This is a genomic window from Pseudomonadota bacterium (genome assembly GCA_039033415.1).
GTDB lineage: Bacteria > Pseudomonadota > Gammaproteobacteria > Xanthomonadales > SZUA-38 > JANQOZ01.
Genome location: JBCCCR010000038.1, coordinates 26,912 through 47,832 on the forward strand (window position 1 = coordinate 26,912; position 20,921 = coordinate 47,832).

15 protein-coding genes are annotated in these 20,921 nt (G+C 63.0%); 7 read left to right on the forward strand and 8 right to left on the reverse strand.

Annotation, left to right across the window (positions count from 1 at the left end; genetic code table 11):
- Positions 1–65 precede the first annotated feature (65 nt).
- Both AAF358_23880 and AAF358_23885 read left to right on the forward strand, forming a co-directional pair.
- Positions 66–3,170 carry an efflux RND transporter permease subunit gene (locus AAF358_23880; GenBank protein ID MEM7708617.1) on the forward strand — a complete coding sequence of 1,035 codons (3,105 nt, stop codon included), beginning with the start codon at positions 66–68 and terminating at the stop codon, positions 3,168–3,170.
- Positions 3,167–4,216 (forward strand): efflux RND transporter periplasmic adaptor subunit, encoded by a 1,050-nt coding sequence (locus AAF358_23885; GenBank protein MEM7708618.1) that lies wholly within the window; start codon positions 3,167–3,169, stop codon positions 4,214–4,216. Before AAF358_23880 ends, AAF358_23885 begins: the two co-directional genes overlap by 4 nt.
- Positions 4,217–4,224: 8 nt before the next feature.
- On the opposite strand, the gene AAF358_23890 is transcribed toward AAF358_23885, so the two are convergent.
- Entirely contained in the window at positions 4,225–7,386 is a 3,162-nt protein-coding gene (locus AAF358_23890) for an efflux RND transporter permease subunit (GenBank protein MEM7708619.1), read from the reverse strand.
- On the reverse strand, positions 7,386–8,555 hold the full coding sequence (locus AAF358_23895) for an efflux RND transporter periplasmic adaptor subunit (protein MEM7708620.1): 1,170 nt from the start codon (positions 8,553–8,555) through the stop codon (positions 7,386–7,388). Before AAF358_23895 ends, AAF358_23890 begins: the two co-directional genes overlap by 1 nt.
- A 93-nt stretch (positions 8,556–8,648) precedes the next feature.
- On the opposite strand from AAF358_23895, the gene AAF358_23900 reads away from it, so the two are divergent.
- Complete coding sequence (locus tag AAF358_23900; GenBank protein ID MEM7708621.1) at positions 8,649–9,284, forward strand: TetR/AcrR family transcriptional regulator; 636 nt, start codon at positions 8,649–8,651, stop codon at positions 9,282–9,284.
- Positions 9,285–9,302: 18 nt separating this feature from the next.
- On the opposite strand, the gene AAF358_23905 is transcribed toward AAF358_23900, so the two are convergent.
- The 4 genes from AAF358_23905 to AAF358_23920 form a co-directional block, all read right to left on the reverse strand.
- Positions 9,303–10,352: a hypothetical protein gene (locus AAF358_23905; GenBank protein ID MEM7708622.1), complete on the reverse strand. Its 1,050-nt coding sequence runs from the start codon at positions 10,350–10,352 to the stop codon at positions 9,303–9,305.
- Positions 10,349–12,970 (reverse strand): protein kinase, encoded by a 2,622-nt coding sequence (locus tag AAF358_23910; GenBank protein ID MEM7708623.1) that lies wholly within the window; start codon positions 12,968–12,970, stop codon positions 10,349–10,351. The genes AAF358_23905 and AAF358_23910 overlap by 4 nt, the downstream gene beginning before the upstream one ends.
- Positions 12,957–13,532, reverse strand: a complete 576-nt coding sequence (locus AAF358_23915) for a hypothetical protein (protein ID MEM7708624.1) — start codon at positions 13,530–13,532, stop codon at positions 12,957–12,959. Before AAF358_23915 ends, AAF358_23910 begins: the two co-directional genes overlap by 14 nt.
- A gap of 259 nt (positions 13,533–13,791) precedes the next feature.
- Complete coding sequence (locus tag AAF358_23920) at positions 13,792–14,505, reverse strand: hypothetical protein (GenBank protein MEM7708625.1); 714 nt, start codon at positions 14,503–14,505, stop codon at positions 13,792–13,794.
- Between the two features lie 277 nt (positions 14,506–14,782).
- Between AAF358_23920 and AAF358_23925 the strand changes: the two genes are divergently transcribed.
- Positions 14,783–16,276 carry a hypothetical protein gene (locus AAF358_23925; protein ID MEM7708626.1) on the forward strand — a complete coding sequence of 498 codons (1,494 nt, stop codon included), beginning with the start codon at positions 14,783–14,785 and terminating at the stop codon, positions 16,274–16,276.
- A 42-nt stretch (positions 16,277–16,318) separates the two neighbouring features.
- On the opposite strand, the gene AAF358_23930 is transcribed toward AAF358_23925, so the two are convergent.
- On the reverse strand, positions 16,319–17,062 hold the full coding sequence (locus AAF358_23930) for an AAA family ATPase (GenBank protein MEM7708627.1): 744 nt from the start codon (positions 17,060–17,062) through the stop codon (positions 16,319–16,321).
- 204 nt (positions 17,063–17,266) lie between these two features.
- Between AAF358_23930 and AAF358_23935 the strand changes: the two genes are divergently transcribed.
- Positions 17,267–18,034, forward strand: coding sequence for a DUF4097 family beta strand repeat-containing protein (locus tag AAF358_23935; GenBank protein MEM7708628.1), 768 nt, complete (start codon positions 17,267–17,269; stop codon positions 18,032–18,034).
- An 88-nt stretch (positions 18,035–18,122) separates the two neighbouring features.
- On the opposite strand, the gene AAF358_23940 is transcribed toward AAF358_23935, so the two are convergent.
- Positions 18,123–18,437, reverse strand: coding sequence for a hypothetical protein (locus AAF358_23940; protein MEM7708629.1), 315 nt, complete (start codon positions 18,435–18,437; stop codon positions 18,123–18,125).
- 124 nt (positions 18,438–18,561) lie between these two features.
- Between AAF358_23940 and AAF358_23945 the strand changes: the two genes are divergently transcribed.
- Both AAF358_23945 and AAF358_23950 read left to right on the forward strand, forming a co-directional pair.
- Positions 18,562–19,467, forward strand: coding sequence for an aldo/keto reductase (locus AAF358_23945; GenBank protein MEM7708630.1), 906 nt, complete (start codon positions 18,562–18,564; stop codon positions 19,465–19,467).
- Between the two features lie 63 nt (positions 19,468–19,530).
- Entirely contained in the window at positions 19,531–20,916 is a 1,386-nt protein-coding gene (locus tag AAF358_23950) for an MBL fold metallo-hydrolase (GenBank protein MEM7708631.1), read from the forward strand.
- Positions 20,917–20,921 lie beyond the last annotated feature (5 nt).

Consider the following 20,921-nt stretch of genomic DNA (forward strand, 5'->3'; position numbering starts at 1 on the left):
CACTGACCGGCGCTGAACGCGGGGCCTATGGTCCCTCCAGGAGAATCGCTGGTGGAGGGGCCACCATGAAACTGACCGACGCCGCTGTCGCCAATCCCGCTACCGTGGGGGTGGTTGTTGCCATTGTGGCCCTGTTTGGGCTCACCTCGCTAACCAGTCTACCGATTCAGCTGCTGCCCGACATCGAACAGCCTCAGATGAGCGTCTGGACCGGCTGGCGGGCCGCTTCCCCGAAAGAGGTGGAGTCGGAGATCCTCGAGCCGCAGGAGCGGGTGCTGCAGGGCCTTCCTGGTCTGGAGGCACTGCAGGGCAACGCCAACAACGGCGGGGCTTTTGTCGGTCTGCGCTTCTCGCTGGGCACCGATATGCAGCAAACGATGCTGGAGGTGATCAGCCGCATGAATAGGCTGCCGCCGCTGCCGGCTGACGCTGAGCAGCCCGTGGTCAACCTCGGCCAGGGGTTTGGCGGTGGCAACGCCAACAACCAGCTCACGTGGTTTTTTGTGCAGCTGCTGCCTGGCACGCCCGGCAACATCAACGACTATCAGCGGCTGATCAACGACGTGGTCCGGCCACGCATCGAGGCGATCCCCGGTGTTGCCAGCATCGAGATCAACGCCGGCTCTGCCCAGGAGCTGCAGATCCGCATCGACCCCTATCGCGCCGCCGAGCTGGGCATCGAGCTGCCGCGCGTGGCGGCCCTGGCGGGTAGCGCCAACGACGTTTCGGGCGGCTTTGTGGACATTGGGAGACGCCAGTACACGCTCCGTTTTGAAGGGCGCTACGATCCGTCACGCCTCGGTGAGCTCATCCTCGACTGGCGCGACGGCCGTCCTATCCGCCTCAGCGACATCGCCGACATCGAGGTGGCCCGCGGCCGCACCAACGGCGTGATGGTGCAGAACGGCAACCCGGCGCTTGGCATTCGCATCGACCGGCAAAGCGGCGCGAACGTCCTGGAAACGCTCAACCGCGTTAAAGCCGAGGTTGCGTTGCTGCGCGACGGGCCCCTGGCCGAAGCGGGCCTGGGCATCGAGCAGTCTTTTGATGCGTCGGTGTTTATCAAGCGGGCGGTCTCCCTGGTCCTGGGCAACCTTGGTCTGGGCATCCTGCTCGCCATCGGCGTGTTGTGGTGGTTCCTGCGCGATCGCCGGGCCACGCTCCTGATCGCAAGCGCGATCCCGGTCTCGCTGCTGGCCACCTTTATTGTGCTGCAGCTCACCGGTCGCAGCTTCAACATCATCTCGCTGGCCGGTCTCGCCTTTGCGGTGGGCATGGTGCTGGACGCCGCGATTGTGGTGGCGGAGAACATCGTGCGCCTGCGCGAGAGCGGCCAGGTGGCCACCGTGGCGGCCCTCACCGGCACCCGTCAGGTCCAGGGCGCGCTGCTGGCCTCGACCGCCACCACGGTCGCCATTTTTATTCCGGTGCTGTTCCTCGCGGATGTGGAGGGTCAGCTGTTTGCGGACCTTGCGCTGACCATCGCCATAGCGGTGGTCATCTCCATGCTGGTGGCCATCACCGTGCTGCCGGCGCTGGCGGGCAACTGGCTGCGAGCCAAGACGCTTCGCAGCCGCGCCGCGAACGGCGGCTATGGCCAAATGGCCGACTTCCTGATGCAACTGACCGATACACCGACGCGCCGCGTCGCCTGGGTGGTGGGTCTAATCGCCGGTCCGCTGGCCCTCGGTATCTGGCTGTTTCCCCAGATGGACTACCTGCCGCCGGTGAAACGCGACGCGGTGGACGCGTTCCTGCAAATGCCGCCGGGCTCCACCCAGGACGTCAAGCGCGACGAGGTGTATGCAACCATCGTCGAGCGCCTGCAACCGTACATGGACGGCGAGAAAGAGCCCGCGCTGAAAAACTATTACATCTGGGGCTGGCCCGAAGGCGGCACCATCGGCGTACGGGTGCAGGATCAGAGCCGCGTTGACGAGCTTGTCCAGATCCTGCGCACCGAAATTTTCCCGGGAATTCCGGATTTTGCCGGGTACCCCGAGCAGGGCCTGCTGTTCGGCGGCTTCGGCGGCGGCCGAGCAATTTCGCTTAGCCTCCAGTCTTCCGACAGCGCCGCGCTGTACGCCACGGCCGGTGAAGCCCGGCGCCTCCTCACGGAGCAGTTTCCGGGGGCGAATGTGCAGATCTGGCCCAGCACAGAAGACGCCACGCCGGAGCTGCGGCTAACGCCCAACGATCAGCGCATCAACGAACTCGGCTGGGATCGCCGCGCGGTGGGATCACTGGTCCGAACGCTCGGCAGCGGCCTCTGGCTCGGGGAATACTTCGACGGCGAAAAGCGGATGGACATCATCCTGAGCGCCCAGGATTGGACCAGCCCCGAAGCGCTGGCGGCGGTGCCCGTGGTCACGCCCAGCGGCGCGGTGGTGCCCTTTGGCGAGCTGGCCAGCGTCCGGCGCGCCACCGGCCCCAACAGCATCAGCCGGCTCGACGGACGGCGCACCGTCACGGTCAACTTCAATCCACCTGAAGCCTATTCGCTGGAATCTGCGGTGTCGATTGTCAAAGAAGAAGTCGAGCCGGCGCTCAAGGCCATGCTGCCGGCTGACGGCGCCATCCTCTATGGCGGCAGCGCAGACGCGCTCAACAAAGCGATCGCCACCATGTCCAAGAATTTTGGCCTGGCGCTGCTGATCCTCTTCCTGCTGATGGCGGGCCTGTTCCGCTCGCTGCGCGACAGCGCCCTGGTGATGGTGACCATTCCCATGTCCACCGTGGGCGGGATTGTGGCGCTGAAGCTCCTAAACCTCATTTCGCTGCAGCCGATGGACCTGCTTACCATGATCGGATTCATCATTTTGCTCGGCCTGGTGGTCAACAACGCCATCTTACTGGTGCACCGCACGCGTCAGGCTGAGGCGGACGGCGCCAGCCGTGACGAGGCGGTCCGCGGAGCGCTCGAGCAGCGTCTGCGGCCGATCTTTATGAGCACCACAACCAGTATCTTCGGCATGCTGCCGCTGCTGCTGCTGCCGGGCGCCGGTAGCGTGATCTATCGTGGCCTGGCGGCCGCCATCGTCGGCGGCATGACCATCAGCCTGCTGTTTACGTTGATTATGCTGCCGAGCCTGCTGCGCCTCGGTCGCAGCAAGCCCGATATGCTTGAACCCAAGCCGGTTCAGACGCAGCCTTTGGAGTCTGTCGCATGAAACACGCAACGATTGCCCCCTCGCTAATCCTGCTGGCTTCAGTCTTCGCCGGCCCAACGCTAGCGCAGGACGGACCACCACCCGTCCAGGTAGAAACAGCGCTCGCCGTGCGCCAGGAAGTGGCGTCCACCAGCTGGTTTCCGGGCACGGTGGTCAGCCGTAACGACGCGCGTATCGCCGCGGAGGTGAGCGGCCGGGCCACCTGGGTGGCCGAGGTAGGCACGGCGCTGCGGGCGGGCGGCGAAATTGCGCGGGTCGACGACCGGATGCTCAGCCTGCAGCTTGCGGACAACGACGCCAACATCAAGCGGCTCGAAGCGCAGCTCAAGTACGAAGCGTCGCAGGTCGCGCGGCTTGACCAGCTCGCTGACACCAACAACGCCGCCGCGAACCAGCTCGATCAGGCGCGTTCGCAGGCGGAGGTGGTGAGCCAGCAGCTCAACTCGGCCAAGGTGGCGCGGGAGCAGATCAACTACAACATCGAACGCAGCCGGATCCGCGCGCCTTTCCCCGGCCGCGTGGTCGAGCGACTCGTGCAGCCGGGTGAGTTTCTCAATCCTGGCGTACCGGTGGCGCGGCTGGTGGATACCGACGACAAAGAGATCCGGGTTCAGGCGCCGGTGAGCGCCGCACGGTTTGTGCGCGATGGCGCGACCGTCACGGTGAAAGATGAGTACCTGAGCCGCGACAACGCGGTTCGAACCGTGATCCCGGTGGGCGACGAAAGGTCGCGCATGATTGAGATCCGGGTAGCGGTCAGCGAGCCGGAGTGGGTGATCGGCAGCGCCGTGAGGGTTGCCCTGCCCAGCAGCGAAGTCCGGGAGCTGGTGTCGATTCCCCGGGATGCCCTGGTGCTGCGCGGCAGCGAAATGTTTGTATACCGGGTAACCGCCGAATCCACCGCGGAGCGAGTGGACGTGACCACCGGCGTCGGGCTTGGTGACCACGTGGAGGTCACCGGCAATGTCACCGCCGGTGACGAACTGGTTATTCGGGGCGCGGAGCGTCTGCGACCCGGCCAGGCGCTCAACGTCGCCCGGTCCTGATCCTGGTCTTAGGCTGACCGGCGCAGGCCGGCCAGCTCTTCTGACGGCTGGCGCGGATCGAGATTGACCACCGCACCCCCCTCCTGATTCACCTCAAATGCGCGCCGGACCGCAAAGAAGCGGAAGGCCAGCGGGGTAAAAACCAGCGACAGCGTGGTCGTCAGAACCGTGCCGCCCGCGACGGCGATCGCAAACGGCGGCCAGAAGCCCCCACCCTCAAGAATCAGCGGCATAAAGCCACCGACCGTGGTGATCGTGGTGGAGCTGATGTGGCGGGTGCAGCTCATGACGCCCTCGATGATGGGCGCAACCTCGCCGCGGCAGGCGGCTGGATCCCCTTTCAGCTCCGCCAGAATGACAATCGCGCCATTGATGGCCAAGCCCATGAGACCCATCAGCGCGACAATCACGGTGAAGCCAAACGGGTAGCCAAAGGCAAAAACACTGAGGATACCCAGCCCCATCGAGGCGCCCGCCACAGAGAAGATAATCGCGCTCAGGCGGAAAGAGTTGAACGACAGCACCACCACGAGCACCAGCAAGGTCAGGATGATCCCGACACTGGATAAGAGGCTGCCCACGGCATCGTTGCGGCCGGAAGCTTCCCCGCCATACTCCATGGTGTAACCGGCCGGCAGGACAAAGCCGTTGTCAGCCAGCGCCCGTTTGAACTGCGTCAGGACCAAGTCCGGCAGCACGTCAGCCCGCAGGTAGCCTTCCACCGTGTTGACGCGCTGCCCGTCCCGCCGGGCGATGGCGCCGCTGGAGGGCTTGAGCTCGAGCGTGGCAAGCGCCGTCACGGGCATACCCTGAAACTCGTTACCGGCAACGGCACGTTGGGGTGCCAGGTAAACGTTGCTGAGGTCGGTCAGCGTGCCGCGGCTGGCGTTGCCGACCCGGACGCGCACCGGCAGCTCTTCACTGCCCTCAAGGACCGAGCCACTGATCTGCCCCGACAGCCCGGCCTGCAGCTGACCGGCGAGGTCCAGTCGCTCCAGGCCGCTTTGACGTGAAACCTCCTCGCGGGTTTGAACCACCACCTTGGGCGCCGCATCTTCCAGCGTCGCGCGGGTTGCGATCACGTCCGGCGTGAGGGATAGAATCTGCCGGGCCTGCTCACCGAGCAGGTTCAGGCGCTCGATGCTGGGTCCGTACAGCCGGAGCTCAATCGGCGCCTGGAAACCTGGCCCCTGCTCCAGCTTGCGCACGACAATTTGCGCTTCCGGCCAGCGGCTGCTCAGGGTTTTCTGGAGCCGCGGAATGGCTTCGTTGGCCGCACGGAAATCGGTCATGTCCAGCATGCCGGTCGCAAACTGGGGCTCACCATCCCGGTTGCTTCTGATGTTGTAGTAGAACGACGGCACACCCTTGCCGATAAACCACGACTGGCGCTCAAGCTCAGGCTCCTCGGCGAGGAAGCTGCGAATGTCGGCAACCAGCGTTTCGGTGCGCCGAATGCTGCTCTGCGGCGGCAGACGCACCTCGACGCTGAACATGTCTCGGTCGGCCGGCGGAAAGAACTGTTCGGTCATCGCTCCGACCGACAGGAATCCGGCGATCGGCAGCACCAGCACCGCCACCAGGCTGATCGCCGGATGGGCCATAAACCAGCGCAGTCGCCGCCGGAACCACTGCCCCAGGGCGGGCGTCTGTAGTCCCTGCCAGATAAAGCCGCCTTCCCCCTGGCGCGGGCAGGCCCGCAGCACCCGGCCGGCGAGGCCGGCAATCACGGTATGAGAGATGACGTAAGATCCAATCAGGGAGAAGATCACCGACAGCGCAATGCCGCTGACAAACTCTCCGGCCGGTCCGGGCATCAGGGCAATGGGCGAAAACGCCAGGATCGTGGTCAGCGTGGAGCCCAGCAGCGGTACCCATAGGTGGCGGATGGCGCCGAGCATCGCCGCCATAGCTCGCTGCCCGTCCCGATAGCGGCGCTGGATCGAGTCAACCATCACGATAGCGTTGTCCACCATGATGCCTAGCGCCACGACCAGGCCTGTGACCGACATCTGGTGAATCGGCAGGCCGTAGAAGTTCATGACCGCCAGGGTGAAGGCGGCGGTGAGCGGTAACGCGAGCGCGACGACAATGGCAGCCCGCAGCCCCAGGGTCACCATCAGCACCCCCAGGATCAGCGCAAAGCCCATCAGCACGTTCATCATCAGGGTTCCGAGCCTGACGCTGGTATAGGCGTCCTGGTCGAACAGGACCTCAACGTCGACGTTACTCGACATGCCGCCACTGAACTCCGCCAGCGCCTCCTCGATGCGCCCGGTCCAGCGGTCAACGCGCGTGTTTTTTTCCATCCGCACGCCGAGCACCACCGAGTATTTCCCGTCGACAATCGCCAAGTCGGCCGGCGGGTCTACCAGCGCACGACGAACCGTGGCCACATCACCGACCCGAACCGTTTCGCCTTCAACATCCACGCGAACCGGGATCTCGGCGATGCGCTCCAGCGAGTCGAGCTCGCCTGCTACCTCCACCTGAAACTGATTGCTGGTATTGGTCAGCAGCCCGGCGGCCACCTTGGCGTCGCTGCGGCCAACCGCGGCGGCGACCTGTTGCGGCGTCATGCCCAGCGCCGTTAGCCGGGGGCCGTTGATCTCGATCAACACTTCTTCCTCCGGCTCACCGTAGAGGCGAACCAGTTCGGTGCCAGGGACATTGCGCAGGCGGGTGTCCAGCTCATCGGCGTAGCGGCCGAGCACGCCCAGGTCGAGCGAACCTGGACCCTGCCACGTCAGCGCGAGGATGGTGGTGAACGCATAGCCGCGGTCGTCAAAAAACTCCGGCTCGCCGGTTCCGGCTGGCAGCTCGTCGACGACGTCGTTCAGATAGTCTCGAGCTTTTGACCAGACCCGCGCAGTCTCGCTCACCGAATCTTTCAGCTCGATCCGAACCACCGACAGGCCGGCGCGCGATGTTGAGCTGGTGTAGTCCACCTCCGGCAGGCGACGCAGTTCCTTTTCAATCGGCTCGGAGACGAGCGACTCAACGCGCTCAGGGGTCGCGCCCGGAAACGGCGTGATGATCAGCGCCAGGCGGTTCAGCACCTGAGGGTCTTCGGTTCGCGGCAGTGACGTTATCCCGGCCAGTCCGGCCACGATCAGCAGTGCAACCGACAGGGCCAGCACCCGGCCGTTGCGAAGGTAGTCGCCCATCATCAGCCTGACTCCCCGCTGCGAGTCGTCTCGTCAATTGCGGCGGACATCCCGAGCTGCGGCGTCGCCTTAGCGCGAACGACGCGCTGACCCGGCACCAGACGATGCAAACCCGACTGAACAATTAGCTCATCACCGGCCAGCGCTCCGCTCACAAACGCGCGGCGCGTTTCGGCAAACAGCACGCGCACGTCGCGCGATTCAATCACGTAAGCAGAGCCGTCATCCTCGGGGCGAGCCGCGTAAACGTTCCACAGCCCTCGCATGCCCTCGGTAATCGCCTCCAGCGGTACCCAGAAGCCATCCGCGACGATAGTCTCGTCGAGCTGCAGGTAAGCCTGGTCGCCGAAGACTGCCGGTGCATCCGGCGCCAGCACAACCCGGACCGGCACGGTCAGCGTCGAACGGGTCACGTTTTGGCCGAGGGCGATTACCTGCCCGGTGGTTGCCTGGCCGGCCACCGACAGGCTGACGTCCTGCCCCACCGAGAGTGAATCCAGCATCCGGACCGGCACGCCCACCCGGGCTTCCGCCTGACCGGATTCCAGCAGCCGCAGCACCGGCGTGCCGGCATTAACCACGGCGCCGGCGTCGACAAAGCGCGCGCTTACGGTGGAATCAAACGGCGCGCGCAGCTCGGATTTATCAATGCGCGTTTGGTTGGTGGTCAGCGCCGCTTCGACCTGCGCCTGACGCGCATTGAGCGTGTCGTATTCGGTGGCCAGCTCGTCAGCTCGCTGCTTGGACGCAAACCCTTTGCTTTCGAGCTCAACAATTCGCTTATTATTCAGTCGATTAAGTTCAATATTTGCGACAATTTCTTCAAGCTGCGCGGACAGCTCCCGTCGCTGGTCAAGCAGTAGATCGGTATCGAGCATCGCCAGCCGCTCACCCGCTTGGACCGTTTCACCTTCGTCGGCGGTGAGCATCGAAACCTTGCCGGCCAGCTCAAAACCGAGGTCGGTGGATTGCGCGGGGACGACCAGCCCGGCAAAATCCCGCCGGATGGCGTAAGTGGTTTGCGGCTGAATCGACGCCATCTCGACAGGCTGGGTGACAACCTGCCCGGCTTCGGGATCAGCGTTTTGGCTACAGGCGGCCAGGCCCAGCAGGGCAGCGGCGGTCAGCACGGGGCGAAGAAATTGGGGCTTGCTCAGACTTGATTTGCGCATTGTTTGCTCTATTTCTAAACTAAGCAGTCTAGAAATACTAAAACAACTAGACTGGACAGTCTAGTTTTATAAATGACACGGAGTGAAGGAAACATGCAGGCCAGCGCACCGGCCCCCCGCGGGCGTCCTAAAAGCGCCAGCAAGAAAGAGCAGATTTATGTCAGCGCCTCCCAGCTCTTCCTGGAGAAAGGGTACGACGGCGTCAGCATGGATCTCGTTGCGGAAAACGCTGGCGTATCCAAACAGACGGTCTATTCGCATTTTTCGAATAAGGAAGCGCTATTCTCAGCGTGCGTCAGAAACAAGTGCGCCGCGCACGAGCTGAGCGCTGAGGCGCTGGACCCCGCCCTGCCAGTCGGGGACGTGCTGAAAAACATGGTTGGCCAATTCAGTTCGTTGATGCATTCCGACGAGGCCATCAGGCTTAAGCGCCTGCTGATTACACACGCAGAGACCAATCCCCGGCTGTCAGCCATCTTCTACGACGTCGGTCCCGCGATGATGAAAAGCTCGCTGGAGGCCTACCTACAGGGCCAGGTGGCGCAGGGCACCCTAGCCATCGACGACGTGCCGACCGCCGCGCGGCAGCTGCTCTACATGATCCAGGGCGAACATCTGATGCGGGCCACGCTCAACGTGCCGGGCGGCCCCACTAAAGAGGACAACCAGGCGTATCTGGACGCCTGCGTGGGGATGTTTTTGAGGTGTTACCGGTCGGAAGGATCTTGAATCTTTTCGCGGCTCGCCTTAGTCCAGCCGCCAGTTGAAATCCAGCAGCAGCCGTTTCAGGTCATCGTCGAGGCCGTCCCGCCGCTCGACAAACGCCGCGAGCCGCACGTGCAGATTCGGGCTGAAGCCGTAGCTCACCCAGGGCATATAACCCCGCATCGCCGTGGGAAACCACCAGTCGTCTTCGTTAAAGGCCGCCATCACCGCCTCGCGCTGGATGCGCTGCAGCGAATAGCCGACCTCCCAGCCGCCGATCCGTGACGCGTTCCCGAGAATGACCGAAAAGCGGGCGCCCTCGTCCTCTTCTTCCGCCGCCAGGTTTTGCATCACGTCCAGCTGCGCCAGCAGCGGTCCAAAGCGAGTCGGCCAGACCATCTCGAGCTGTAAATCCAGCATCTCGTAATCGTTGGCGAGGCTGCCGTTAAGCAATCGGTTTGTGCGGGTCCGGCGGTCTTCCACCAGCACGTCTAAGTTGTCGAAGTCGAGGTAACCCAGCCGCACGGAGCCGCCCTTCGGCGAACCCTCGAGAATCTCCCAGTTGACCTGGAACGCGTTGAGCTCGGTCAGGTTTTCATCGATGTGCATGCCCCGGAAGGTCCCCGCGAGAAACGACAGACGGTCGAAGTCGCGGACAGTAAAATCCTGCTGCACCGACGCGCCCATGGCGCGCAGATCGTGATCCCAGGTGGCGGGCGTCAACGTCAGCGGCATTGGCGCCATCCCGACCTCCAGCAGCGTGTCAGGGCTCAGGAAGTACCGCAGGTACGCCTCACCCAGCATAACCTCGTCGGATTCTTCGTTATCGAGAAAGCGAACGTTGTCTGAATTGCTGTCGTTGCCGATGGCCACTTTGAGCGCAGCCCCAACCTCAAGCCGGTCGGACAGAAACCGTCGCGCGCCAAACAGGCCGTGAAAACGGACGCGGTCAACCTCCCCGCCGTCGGGCAGATCGGTCACCTGGTCTGCTCTCGCCCGCGCCTCCCCGTAGGCCTCCCAGCTAGCCTCTTGCGCGGCAGTGCTACCCGCCGCGAGCAGCAGCAGGCTGGTAAGCCGGCGTAACCCGCTCATGCGCGAAGGCTGCTCAATGCGGCCGCCAGCTCGGCCGCGTCGCTGAAGCGGGTCTTGAGATCCGGTGCCAGACAGCGGCTGACGACCCGATCCAGCGCCGCCGGACACTCCTCCCAGACGTCGCTCAGCGGCGCAAACTCCGCGTCGCGCTTCGCCTCGTAGATCGCCATCATGTCGGTCTGCGCAAACGGGGTGACGCCGCCAAACAGTTCATAGATCACCACGCCGCTGGCGTAGACGTCCGCGTGGGCATCCACGGGATCCCCGGCCATCTGTTCCGGTGCGGCGTAGCGCGGCGTGCCAAAAAACACGCCGCTTGACGCCTCATCGTTGCGCACCGGCTGAGCAATACCAAAATCCATTAGCTTGGCGTTGCCGGCGGCCTCGAGAATGATGTTTTCGGGTTTGATGTCCCGGTGCACCACGTCTTTGCCGTGCGCCGCGGCAAGCCCGGCGCAGGTCTGGCGGACGATCCGCAGGCCGGCGGAGAACGGCAGGCGCGAGCGCTGGCGCATCAGATACTTAAGCGTCATGCCGCGCACGTACTCCATCGAGATGTAGGCCACCCCTTCATAGCTGCCAAAGTCGAAGGTCCGCAGCACGTTCGGGTGGGTAATAATGCGCGCGAGCTTGATTTCTTCTTTGAGCTGCTGGAGATACTTTTCGTCGCTCGCCATGGTCGGCAGCAGCGTTTTGAGCGCCACAAAGTCATCCAGATCGCGGTCCAGCGCCTTGTAGACCATGCCCATGCCGCCCTGGCCCAGAATCGACACAATCTCGAAGCGGCCGGCAAACACGTCACCCGGCACCACCTCGCGGGTTTTTGAGACGCTTTCAATCACGCTCTCAGCCGCATCGGTGCGGTCCGCCGCCAGGGTTTGGTCAGAGACGGCAGCAGCAAACTCCGCCAGGTGTTCGTTGCTCAGCGCCAGGTACTTCCGGCCGCTGATCCGACCCTTGTGAAACATCGGTTTTTTCTGGACCGAAGTCAGCAGCTCGCCAACCTGGTCCCGGATCGACGGCGCAAAGAGCAGCGTGCCGGGCTGCGCTTCTTCCAGCAGCAGGTCAACCTGATGGCTCGCCTTGCCGATGAGCACCTCCGCGCTGGACATGCCTGCCCGAACCATGCCTCGATCGACGGTGCCCATAACCAGAGCCTTGCTGGGCTGATCGCTGGCAAACTCCACCACGTGACCGGCAAACTCGAGCGCGTGGGCAATCGCCAGTTCACCCCGGAACCCGATCAGCGCCCGGTGCCCCGTAAACGACTCAAGCCGAGCGTCCAGCGCTTCGGCGAGCGCCGCGATCTGCGACAGGGTCGACTGGAACTGCCGAACGTTTTGCTCAGCGCTTCCGGTTTGCTCCGGGTTGGCCATGTGGCGGTAGTCGAGCGCCAGCAGCGCCAGCTGCTCACGGGCCGGCTTGCTGCCGGGCTGCTGTGTCCGAGTCACGCTGCCCTGCTCAAAAGCCGGATCGGGTAGGTAGCGCGACAGGTCCGACACGTACTCTTCCATGTCACGTTTTTCCCGCAGGTCGCTGAGCAGCGTTTCGAACGCGTTGCCCAGATCCACAATCTCCTGGCTGCCGCTGTGGTTAAAGTGCTGCTCGTAGTGGCCAGCACCCGCCGCATTGGCCGCTTCGGTCAGCGCCCCCAAGGGCCGCGCCAGCCGCTTGGAAAGCGCCAACGATAGGGCCATGCCGGCGACAATCGCCGCCAGCCCTACCCCGCCGAGGATCCACGCCTGGCGTTCGAAGGGCGCCATCAGCGAATCCACCGACACGCCGGTAATCACGGCTGCCACCATCGTCTCTTCGTCGAGCGAGACCGGCTCAGCGTTGAGCATCCACTTGGCGCCGGCAACCTGTACTTCCCGGCGAAAGCCCTCGGTTTCGCCGCCGAGCATCTCCTCCAGCGAGCCACCCATGCCGCCGAGGCCGTCGATGATCTGCTGGGTCGCATCATCCGGCAGCGTGCTGGTGACGATACCGCCAGCCTGATTAACCCAGATCTGTTCGGTGCCGGTGGCGTTTTTGATTTCGTCGCTGAAGTCAGCGTCGATCCGCTTACCGACAGCCAGGAACCCGATCAGCGTGAAGTTTTGATCCATCGGCATCATCGACACCTGATACAGCTCATCCCCCTGCCCCCAGATGGCGGAAACCGGCGCGAGGAAGCTGATCAGTTCATTCACCAGCGGATCATCGGCGAGCGACTCCTCTTCGGTTAGCGGCCGATCCGTTCGGGCCAGCACGCGACCCTCAGCATCCATCACAATCGCCAGGTCGAACTCATACTCAGACTGCCGCTCGGCCAGAAGGTCAGCGATCGACGACAGCACGTCCTGCTCCGCCGCCTCCGCCACATAGCTGGTGACCGCCGTATCGCTCGCGAGGATCTCGGACCCCACCTCCGCCTCGCGGGCACGCAGGCGCTCGATATCAAACTCGGTCACCGTGGATCGGGTCAGCGCGGCATCCACCGAGGAGGCCGCCAGCTTCTGACCCTGCAGGACACCCGTGCCGACGGCAGAGAGAACCACTAGCACAATCAGGGCGGCGGTGAGGAGGAAAAACTGACTCCCAAGAGTCAGTCGGGATTTCGACTTAGTAACGTCCACGGCGTTTTCTCGACTTGTAGGACCGGCCAAACTTGTTCTTATGATTCGGCACCTGTCGCTTGACCAACGGCAGTTCGATCTCGACGGCGTCGCTCGAACCGGTGTTCACCCGGCGCGACGCGTTGGCCCGCTCATGCCACACCAGCAGAGTGCCCGGACCGGCCGGAAGATCCTCCAGGCGAAAACGACCACGTCGATCGGGGTACGTAAAATAGGGCGTCTCCAGGACCAGGATGTTGGCCGTCATTTCCTGGTGCACGTTGCAAAACACCCGAACTCGTCCCGGCTCGGTAAAGCGATGGGTCTTGCCGTCACCCTTAGGAATCAGGCCGGCGTCGAAGGCGTTCCCGCCCGACACGGAAAACACGTTGTGCAAAATCGGATCACGGTTGGGGAAGCGCACGCTGGCGCCCACCGGAATCGCGAGGACCTTGGGATCAAACGTCTTCTTGCGGGTGCCCATCACAAACACCTGCGAGCTGTCCGCCGCCGGCCGGACCGCCGGCTGGGGCTGGGCGCCGTCGGGTCGAAAATACACCACCACGTCGGTCACGCTGGACATTGCTTTTCCGCTGTCCATCAGCTGGATCTGGCCCCGCAGTTCGGCGCTAGAAACAGCGTTAGAAACCGATAGAACAACCGCCAGTAACGCTATGTGCAGGCAGGTTTTTTTGGACACAAAATGCACCCCTCCCGGATAACCGCCCCATTTAAACCACTTGCGGGCGCAAGAGCAAGTCTGTGGGACGGCGGGAAACCACTGGCGGACACCGGTTGGCGGCCACTTGCTACCGTTCAGAGGCCGTGAAAAGTGCGGTGAATCAGGGCGCTTCGGGTCGCGCTGCGTCCAGGTGGGCGAGCACCTTCGGCTCATCATGATAGATCTCGCGGTACCGCTGAAAGGCGTCCTCCGACAGGCGGAAGCCGGCGTCCGTTAGCACCAGGCCTGCGGGGCTGGCGTTGCTCAACGTCAGCTCAAAAGGCGTCAGTCCAAGCAGATTGGTCGCCCACATGTCGGCACCGGCCGCCAGCAGTCGGCGCACCGGCGCCGGGTCACACTCCGCGGCTGCCAGCATCAGCGGCGTATTGCCACGATCATCAGCCGCGTTGCTGTCGGCGCCGTTTGCCAGCAGCTGCTCAAGCACCGGAATCACGCCTTCTTTGGAAGCGCCGAATTCGCAGCCAGACCCAAAAAACAACAGGTGAAGAGGCTGCGTCTGGCGCCGGTCCAGTGCCGCCGTCACGTCGACACCGGCTTCGACCAGTCCCGCTACCTCGGCCTCATCCGCGAGCCACAGTGCTTCCAGCCAGGCTTCAGCGGGCTTGCCCATCGGTTGAGTGGGCGTCGGTCTCTCTCGCCGAGCGTTTGCCTCCTTCGTCGCCGTTGAGTTGACCGCTCCGTTCGCTTCGGCCGAGGGCCCTCGCATCGAAAACGAATTGAGGTACACCAGACCCAGCAGGCCCGCGATCAGCCCCAGGTATCGGAGGCTGCGTCCGTCGAGCATTCGGCTACGGGTTTTCTTGGCCTGTGTCATTGTTCTCACTCACTGAAACGGTTTATCTCGCCTGTCTGTCTACGTAGCAGCGCGTGCAACAAACGAAGTTTTTCGACGCGCTGCATCCGGCACATGAATGTGCCGGCATTTTTGATGGCTTCAAGCCATTGAAAATGTGAGCCAAGGGAAAATCGCATTTTTCACTTGGCGTTGTTGCCATCGATATGAACATGGGCCATGGATGGCTTTTTCAACAACCTGATTGTAGGGCGGCTGCAAACGTTGGACGCCCGTTCATAACGCTCGGGAGACCCTAATGCATCGACTCGGATCGCCTGTCATGGCCCTCGCTGCCCTGCTTGCGATGGCGCTAGCCAGCATTCCGTCCACCGCAACCGCTGAGGCGCCGATGTTCCAGTTTCCGCACCTGGATCGCGAGCGCCGGATCGCCCCGCCCGACGCCTTGAGTTTTGGCACCCTGCTCGATTCGACCCCGGAAGGGCTGGAATCGTTGCATCAGATTCCGGATTCGCTGCTTTACGACGCGCTCCGGCCGAACGATCCCCTGCGTGACCTCTTACTGGAAGGTCGTTTCAGCCAGGCCATCACGCTGGCGCAGCGCCGGGTCGAAACGCTGCAGGGTGAAGCCCGGCGCGAGGCCATCGCACGGGCACGGGTTGACTGGGGTCTGGCGCTTCACTTCGGCGGACAGCACGGCCCGGCGACGCAGCAGCTCGAGCGCGGCCTGTCGGTCGCCCGGCCGGGTGAAAAATGGTTTGACGAGCGCTGGGTGGGTGCGCTGCTCGCGCTGGGTCTTTCCCAGCAGACACTCGGCCGGCACAACGAAGCGGACCGTTCGCTGATCCGGGCGCAAAATCTGATTCAGCGTCACTACGGCGCCACCGATGGACGCCAGCTTCCGCTGCTCCTGGCCCGCGCGCAGTCGCTCGCTGCACAGGAGGAAGACTTCAGCACGGAGCAGCTCTACCGAACGCACCTCAAGCTGATCAAGAAAGACACCTCGGCGTTGAGCAGCCGGCGGGTGGCGGCGGTCCACCTGCTCGCCGAATGGCTTGTCGAACAGGGCCGCTTTAAGCACGCCATATCGGCCTTTAACCAGCTGCTTGAAGATCAGCAGCTCGCCGACCCGTCAAACGAGAGCCCTGAAGCGGCCCAGGCTCGCGTGGCGGCGATGACAGGGCTGTCTCAGGTGTTTCTGCGCAGCGGCAGCGTGGAGGTGGACCGGGGCCTGACGCTGGCACAGCAAGCAGCCAACCTTGTCGACGAAAATCCGGCGGCCTTTGAGCCGGCTGAAGCGGCGGCTGCGCACCTGTTCGCCGGCGACTGGCTGACGCTGTTCAGCCGACGCCGCTTAGCCGCTGAGCAGTATCAGCTCGCCTGGCAGCGCGCCGCCGAGAGTCCGGAAGCCGAGGCGCTACACGCGGCGCTGGGCAAGCCTGCGCTGATTTTTGACGGCCCGGAGATCCCGCTGGGTCTTCTCGGCTACCAGTGGGCCAACGACCACGTATTTGCCAACTTTCAGCTTGAGGTCCGGGCGGACGGCCGTCCGGCGAGAGTGCATCTTACCGGCAGCAACCTGCACGCCACCAACATCCGACGAGCGCAAAAGCTCTTAAGGTACGCGCGCTTCCGGCCAGCGCTTGAGGACGGGGAGCCGGTGGCGTCCGAGACGATTCGACACCACCGCGTTTACAACACTGAACCCTTTACGGGCTTTGGTCAGGTTCAGGCCGGCGGAAATGTGATGAGTTCGGGTCTACAAACGTCCCCGCTGCCTCGTCGCCCGTAGCGTCCTACCGTTGCTTCAACCTGGGTAGGACTGAGAGCAGGGTTACTTCACCCGACGCTTGATCTCGCGCCAAAGTGCGTACATCGCCTGCCCGCCGACATCGCTGTGGGCGTAAACCCCGACCGGCGCCTGACGCAGGCCCATCTGTTCGATGTTGGAGGCGTAGGGAATGTAGGTCTTGAGGCGCTTCTTGAGTTCCTTCGGCGGCTTCTCCAGCCACTCACGGTGCAGCCGCTTGCGGCGATCGACCATCGAAAAATACGGCAGCAGCGGGGTTTCCACCCGGCCCGCTTTGTCCATAAAGGTGCGCACCTGCATGTAGGCCCGGAGGGACAGCGGCGTCGGTATCAGCGGCATGATCACCGCGTCACAGGCGTGAAAAATTTGCTCCGTGAGCCGCGACAGGCTGGGCGGACAGTCGAGAATGAGCAGGTCGTAGTTCTCTTCCAGCGGCGCCGCCAGCCGCTTGAGCAGCATGCGCCGAAGCCCTAGCTCGGACAAAAACACGTCGGCGTTGCGGTTAGAAAACGCTGCACCGATCACGTCCAAGCCCTCGTAGGGTGTTTCTTTGATCACTTTGCTGATGGGCGCCTTCTGAGACCAGATTTTCTCCATGCCAGGCTGACGCTGTCGCTCGCCGAGCAGATACCAGCTGGCAGCACCCTGCGCGTCCAGATCCCACAGGATCGTGGAATAGCCATCCATGGTGGCGTAGTAGGCGGTATTTACGGCACCGGCGGTTTTGCCAACGCCCCCCTTCAAATTGAAAAAAGCGATGGATTTCATGGGGCTATGATAGTCCATTGTTTGCCGAGGTGCATGGCAGGCCATCTCGCGAGCCTTCGGAACGACCCGCCTGCGGTACAATCGGGGCGAATTTTCCGGGTGCCGCCTGCTGACGGCGCCGGCCAGCGGCGGTCGCCGCTTAAACCAAATCGGTGTCGTTACCATCAAAGACTCAGCCAATCTTTAACAGGAACGTAGGGACCCATGACCACGGCCAGCCACAACATCCTCCGCGCGGCGCCTGCACTGCTGGCGCTGTTGCTTTGTCAGCCGGCAGCGGCACGTACGCTGCAGGAAATCACCGAATCGTATCCGCTGGAAACCGGCGGCAGCATCAGCCTGGACAACATCAACGGCGATATCGAGCTGAAGTCCTGGGACGAATCCCGCGTCCAGGTGAACTACCGCATCACCGGTAAATCGGAAAAAGCGCTCGAGCGAATCCGGGTCAAGATCAAAGCCGACCCCAATCATCTGCGGATCGACACGATCCACTCGAAGTCCAACAGCTGGTGGGGATCCGGTGACGGTGGCTCGGTCTCGTACGAGCTGATGGTGCCAACCGGCGCTCGCCTTCGCAGCATTGAGACGGTGAACGGTTCGATCTCTATCGAAGGAGTGACCGGTGAGGTGGACGCTGAAACCGTCAACGGCAGCATCGAGGTCAGCGGGATCGAATCCGACGCCAAACTCTCAACCGTCAACGGCCGGGTAGAGGCGCAGCTGGATCGTCTGAATTCCGATCAGCGGGTGTCGCTGGAGTCGGTCAACGGCCAGATTATTGTGTATATGCCTGACAATGCCGACGTGGAGATCCGTGCTGAAACGGTCCACGGCCAGCTTCGTAACGACTTCAACCTGCCCGTCGAGAAAGGCATGGTTGGGAAGGACCTGCGAGGCCGGCTGGGTTCAGGCGGCGGACGTCTGACGCTCGACACCGTTAATGGATCGATCAACATCCGACGGAACTGACTCAACGCGATTCTGCGCGAAAACATACGCGCTAAACGAAAACGGCGCTGCCAAGGCAGCGCCGTTTTTTGTGGCGCTGGGTAACGGCTTACCCGTCGCCACCACAGTCCGCGCAGCCCACACCGCGACCCATGTTGCGTCCCATGGCACGCTGGGTTCGCTGTGCATCTGAATTCCACTCATCGCGGGTCCGGCAAACCTTGACCACCCGGTTTGAACCGATCGGCTTTTCCCTTTTGCATACCAGGCGCCGACCGTCACTGGTCGATTCCGTATCCTGTTCAGCGACGAGCTGCTTCTCGGTTTCCGTGGTCGACGCTGATGCATCAGCAACCTCACCGCCACTGGAGGCACAGCCCACCAGCCATGTGGCACATATGAGCACCAGCAGTTGCGTTTTCATGATTTTGGCTCCCTTAACCCGCAGTTTTACGAAAGTGTTCGTATAGTCGTGGATCGACTGTTCGTTGTCAACGATCTGGTATGGTGTCCGTCATGTTGTGTACCTCGCGTGATCCCAAATCGCTATGCATCGCCGACGCCTGCTAGGCGGCGCGCTTGCCGCGCTGGGCGCCTACGCCGCGGGGCCGGCCAGCGCGGTGATCAGCAGACCGATGGGAACCAGCGGCCAATCGCTGCCGGTGATCGGTATGGGTACCTGGCAAACCTTCGATGTACCGCCGAACGATCCCTCGCTGACACAGCTCCGCCAGGTGCTGTCGGCCTTCTACGAGGGCGGCGGCCGCATGGTGGACACCAGTCCAATGTACGGCCGCTCGGAAGCGATGCTGGGCAGCATCGCGCGACAGCTGAAAATCTCAGACGAGCTGTTCTACGCGACAAAGGTCTGGACCGAAGGCAAAGATGCCGGCGAGCGCCAGATGGATACCTCGGCCAAACTACTCCATCGACAAACCATTGACCTGATGCAGGTACACAACCTGCTGGATCTAAGAACGCAGCTGGCCTCGATTCGTCAGCGTCGTGAACTGGGCCGGATTCGGTATGTCGGCGTGACCCACTATCAGTCTAGCGCCCACCAGCGACTCGCTCAGGTGCTGCGCGATGAGACGCTCGATTTTGTGCAGGTGAACTACTCCGTGGTCAATCCGGCGGCAGCCGAAACGGTATTCCCCGTGGCGGCAGATCGGGGGGTGGCCGTGATTGTCAATCGACCCTTTGAAGGCGGCGCCGTGTTTCGGCGCCTCGCGTCACTGCCGCTGCCGCCCTGGGCCCAGGAATACGAATGTGCCAGCTGGCCCGAGCTGATGCTGAAGTATGTTGTCGGCCACGAGGCGGTCACCGTGGCAATCCCCGCAACCTCCAACCCTGACCACATGGCGCAGAACATTCGCGCCTGCCAGGGTGAAGCGGTGACGGGTCAACGCCGACGCAAACTCGGGGAGCAGCTCAGGCGCGCGCTCGACGGCTAAGGCGCCGTGACGCGGCCCCCAGCCGCCAAAAGAAAAACGTCCTTAAAACAACAGGGAAAGCCCATGCAACTGGAATTTTTCGGCGCCGCCGGCGAGGTCACCGGCTCGTGCCACATCCTCCGTGCCGGTCAACACCAGATCCTGCTCGATTGCGGCATGATTCAGGGCGGCAAGAAAAATAACCTGCGCAACCACGACCCCTTTCCCTTCGATCCAGCGGCCATCGACGCAGTGGTTCTGAGCCATGCCCATATCGATCATTCGGGCCGACTGCCGCTGCTGGTAAAGCGGGGTTTCTCGGGCCCAATCTACGCCCAAAACGCCAGCCGGGATCTCACCAAGATCCTGCTTGCCGACAGCGCGTTCCTCCAGGAGATGGAGGCGGAACGCATCAACCGGAAACGCCGCCGCAAGGGCAAGCCACTCCACAGCCCGCTCTATCGGCAGTCCGATGCCCAGGAAACGGTGCACCTGCTCAGCGGCCAACGCTATCGCGAATGGTTCGAACCGGCACCCGGCATCCGCGCCCGCTATCTGGATGCCGGGCACATCATGGGGTCCGCCGTTGTTGAGGTGGAGGTTCAGACCGGGGATCAACCCAAGCGCCTGGTCTTCAGCGGCGACCTCGGCCAGTACGACACGCCTATTTTGCGCGACCCGGTATCGCCGGACTCAGCCGACGTGGTGCTCATGGAGTCCACCTACGGCAACCGAAACCACCGCGATCGCAGCCAAACTATTGAGGAGATCGGCGAGATTATTGCCGCCGCGCGGGCCGATCGCGGCAACATCATGATCCCGGCCTTTGCGGTCGGTCGGTCACAGGAGATTCTCTTTCAGCTGGGTCAACACTACCAGGAGTGGGGCATCGATCGCTGGCGGGTGTTTCTCGACAGCCCGCTGGCCATCGAAGCGAGCGACATCTACTGGAACTACCCTCACCTCTATGACGAAGAGGCGAAAGAGCTGGTCAAGATCAGCCAGATGCCGCCGCTGCCGAACCTGCAGCTATCGCGAAGCCGGGAAGATTCCCAGGCGCTCAACCGGATCGAGAGCGGCGCCATATTTATTGCCGGCAGCGGGATGTGTACCGGCGGCCGCATCATGCATCACCTGAAACACAACCTGTGGCGCCCGCAGTGCCACGTTATTTTTGTTGGCTTCCAGGCGCCCGGCAGCCTGGGCCGGCAGATCATCGACGGTCGCGACTACGTGAAAATCCACGGCCAGAGCATCCGCGTTGCCGCCAAGGTTCACACGGTGGGCGGGCTCTCCGCTCATGCCGATCAGGGCGACCTGCTGCGCTGGTACCAGGGCATCAGCAATCGGCCGCCGGTCTACCTGGTTCACGGTGAGCCGGAGCCGGGCGACGATTTTGCCGCCCATCTCAAACATCACACCGGCGTTGAGGCCCAGGTCAGCCGACCCGGCATGGTGATCGATCTCTAGCGTCC

What these genes read in the sequence shown, in the direction of transcription:
- AAF358_23920 (MEM7708625.1), bottom strand. Translation starts at nt 14,505, where the DNA reads ATGACACAGGCCAAGAAAACCCGTAGCCGAATGCTCGACGGACGCAGC.
- AAF358_23890 (MEM7708619.1), bottom strand. Translation starts at nt 7,386, where the DNA reads ATGATGGGCGACTACCTTCGCAACGGCCGGGTGCTGGCCCTGTCGGTT.
- AAF358_23935 (MEM7708628.1), top strand. Translation starts at nt 17,267, where the DNA reads ATGACCACGGCCAGCCACAACATCCTCCGCGCGGCGCCTGCACTGCTG.
- AAF358_23900 (MEM7708621.1), top strand. Translation starts at nt 8,649, where the DNA reads ATGCAGGCCAGCGCACCGGCCCCCCGCGGGCGTCCTAAAAGCGCCAGC.
- AAF358_23885 (MEM7708618.1), top strand. Translation starts at nt 3,167, where the DNA reads ATGAAACACGCAACGATTGCCCCCTCGCTAATCCTGCTGGCTTCAGTC.
- AAF358_23945 (MEM7708630.1), top strand. Translation starts at nt 18,562, where the DNA reads ATGCATCGCCGACGCCTGCTAGGCGGCGCGCTTGCCGCGCTGGGCGCC.
- AAF358_23925 (MEM7708626.1), top strand. Translation starts at nt 14,783, where the DNA reads ATGCATCGACTCGGATCGCCTGTCATGGCCCTCGCTGCCCTGCTTGCG.
- AAF358_23905 (MEM7708622.1), bottom strand. Translation starts at nt 10,352, where the DNA reads ATGAGCGGGTTACGCCGGCTTACCAGCCTGCTGCTGCTCGCGGCGGGT.
- AAF358_23950 (MEM7708631.1), top strand. Translation starts at nt 19,531, where the DNA reads ATGCAACTGGAATTTTTCGGCGCCGCCGGCGAGGTCACCGGCTCGTGC.
- AAF358_23880 (MEM7708617.1), top strand. Translation starts at nt 66, where the DNA reads ATGAAACTGACCGACGCCGCTGTCGCCAATCCCGCTACCGTGGGGGTG.
- AAF358_23895 (MEM7708620.1), bottom strand. Translation starts at nt 8,555, where the DNA reads ATGCGCAAATCAAGTCTGAGCAAGCCCCAATTTCTTCGCCCCGTGCTG.
- AAF358_23915 (MEM7708624.1), bottom strand. Translation starts at nt 13,532, where the DNA reads ATGTCCAGCGTGACCGACGTGGTGGTGTATTTTCGACCCGACGGCGCC.
- AAF358_23930 (MEM7708627.1), bottom strand. Translation starts at nt 17,062, where the DNA reads ATGAAATCCATCGCTTTTTTCAATTTGAAGGGGGGCGTTGGCAAAACC.
- AAF358_23940 (MEM7708629.1), bottom strand. Translation starts at nt 18,437, where the DNA reads ATGAAAACGCAACTGCTGGTGCTCATATGTGCCACATGGCTGGTGGGC.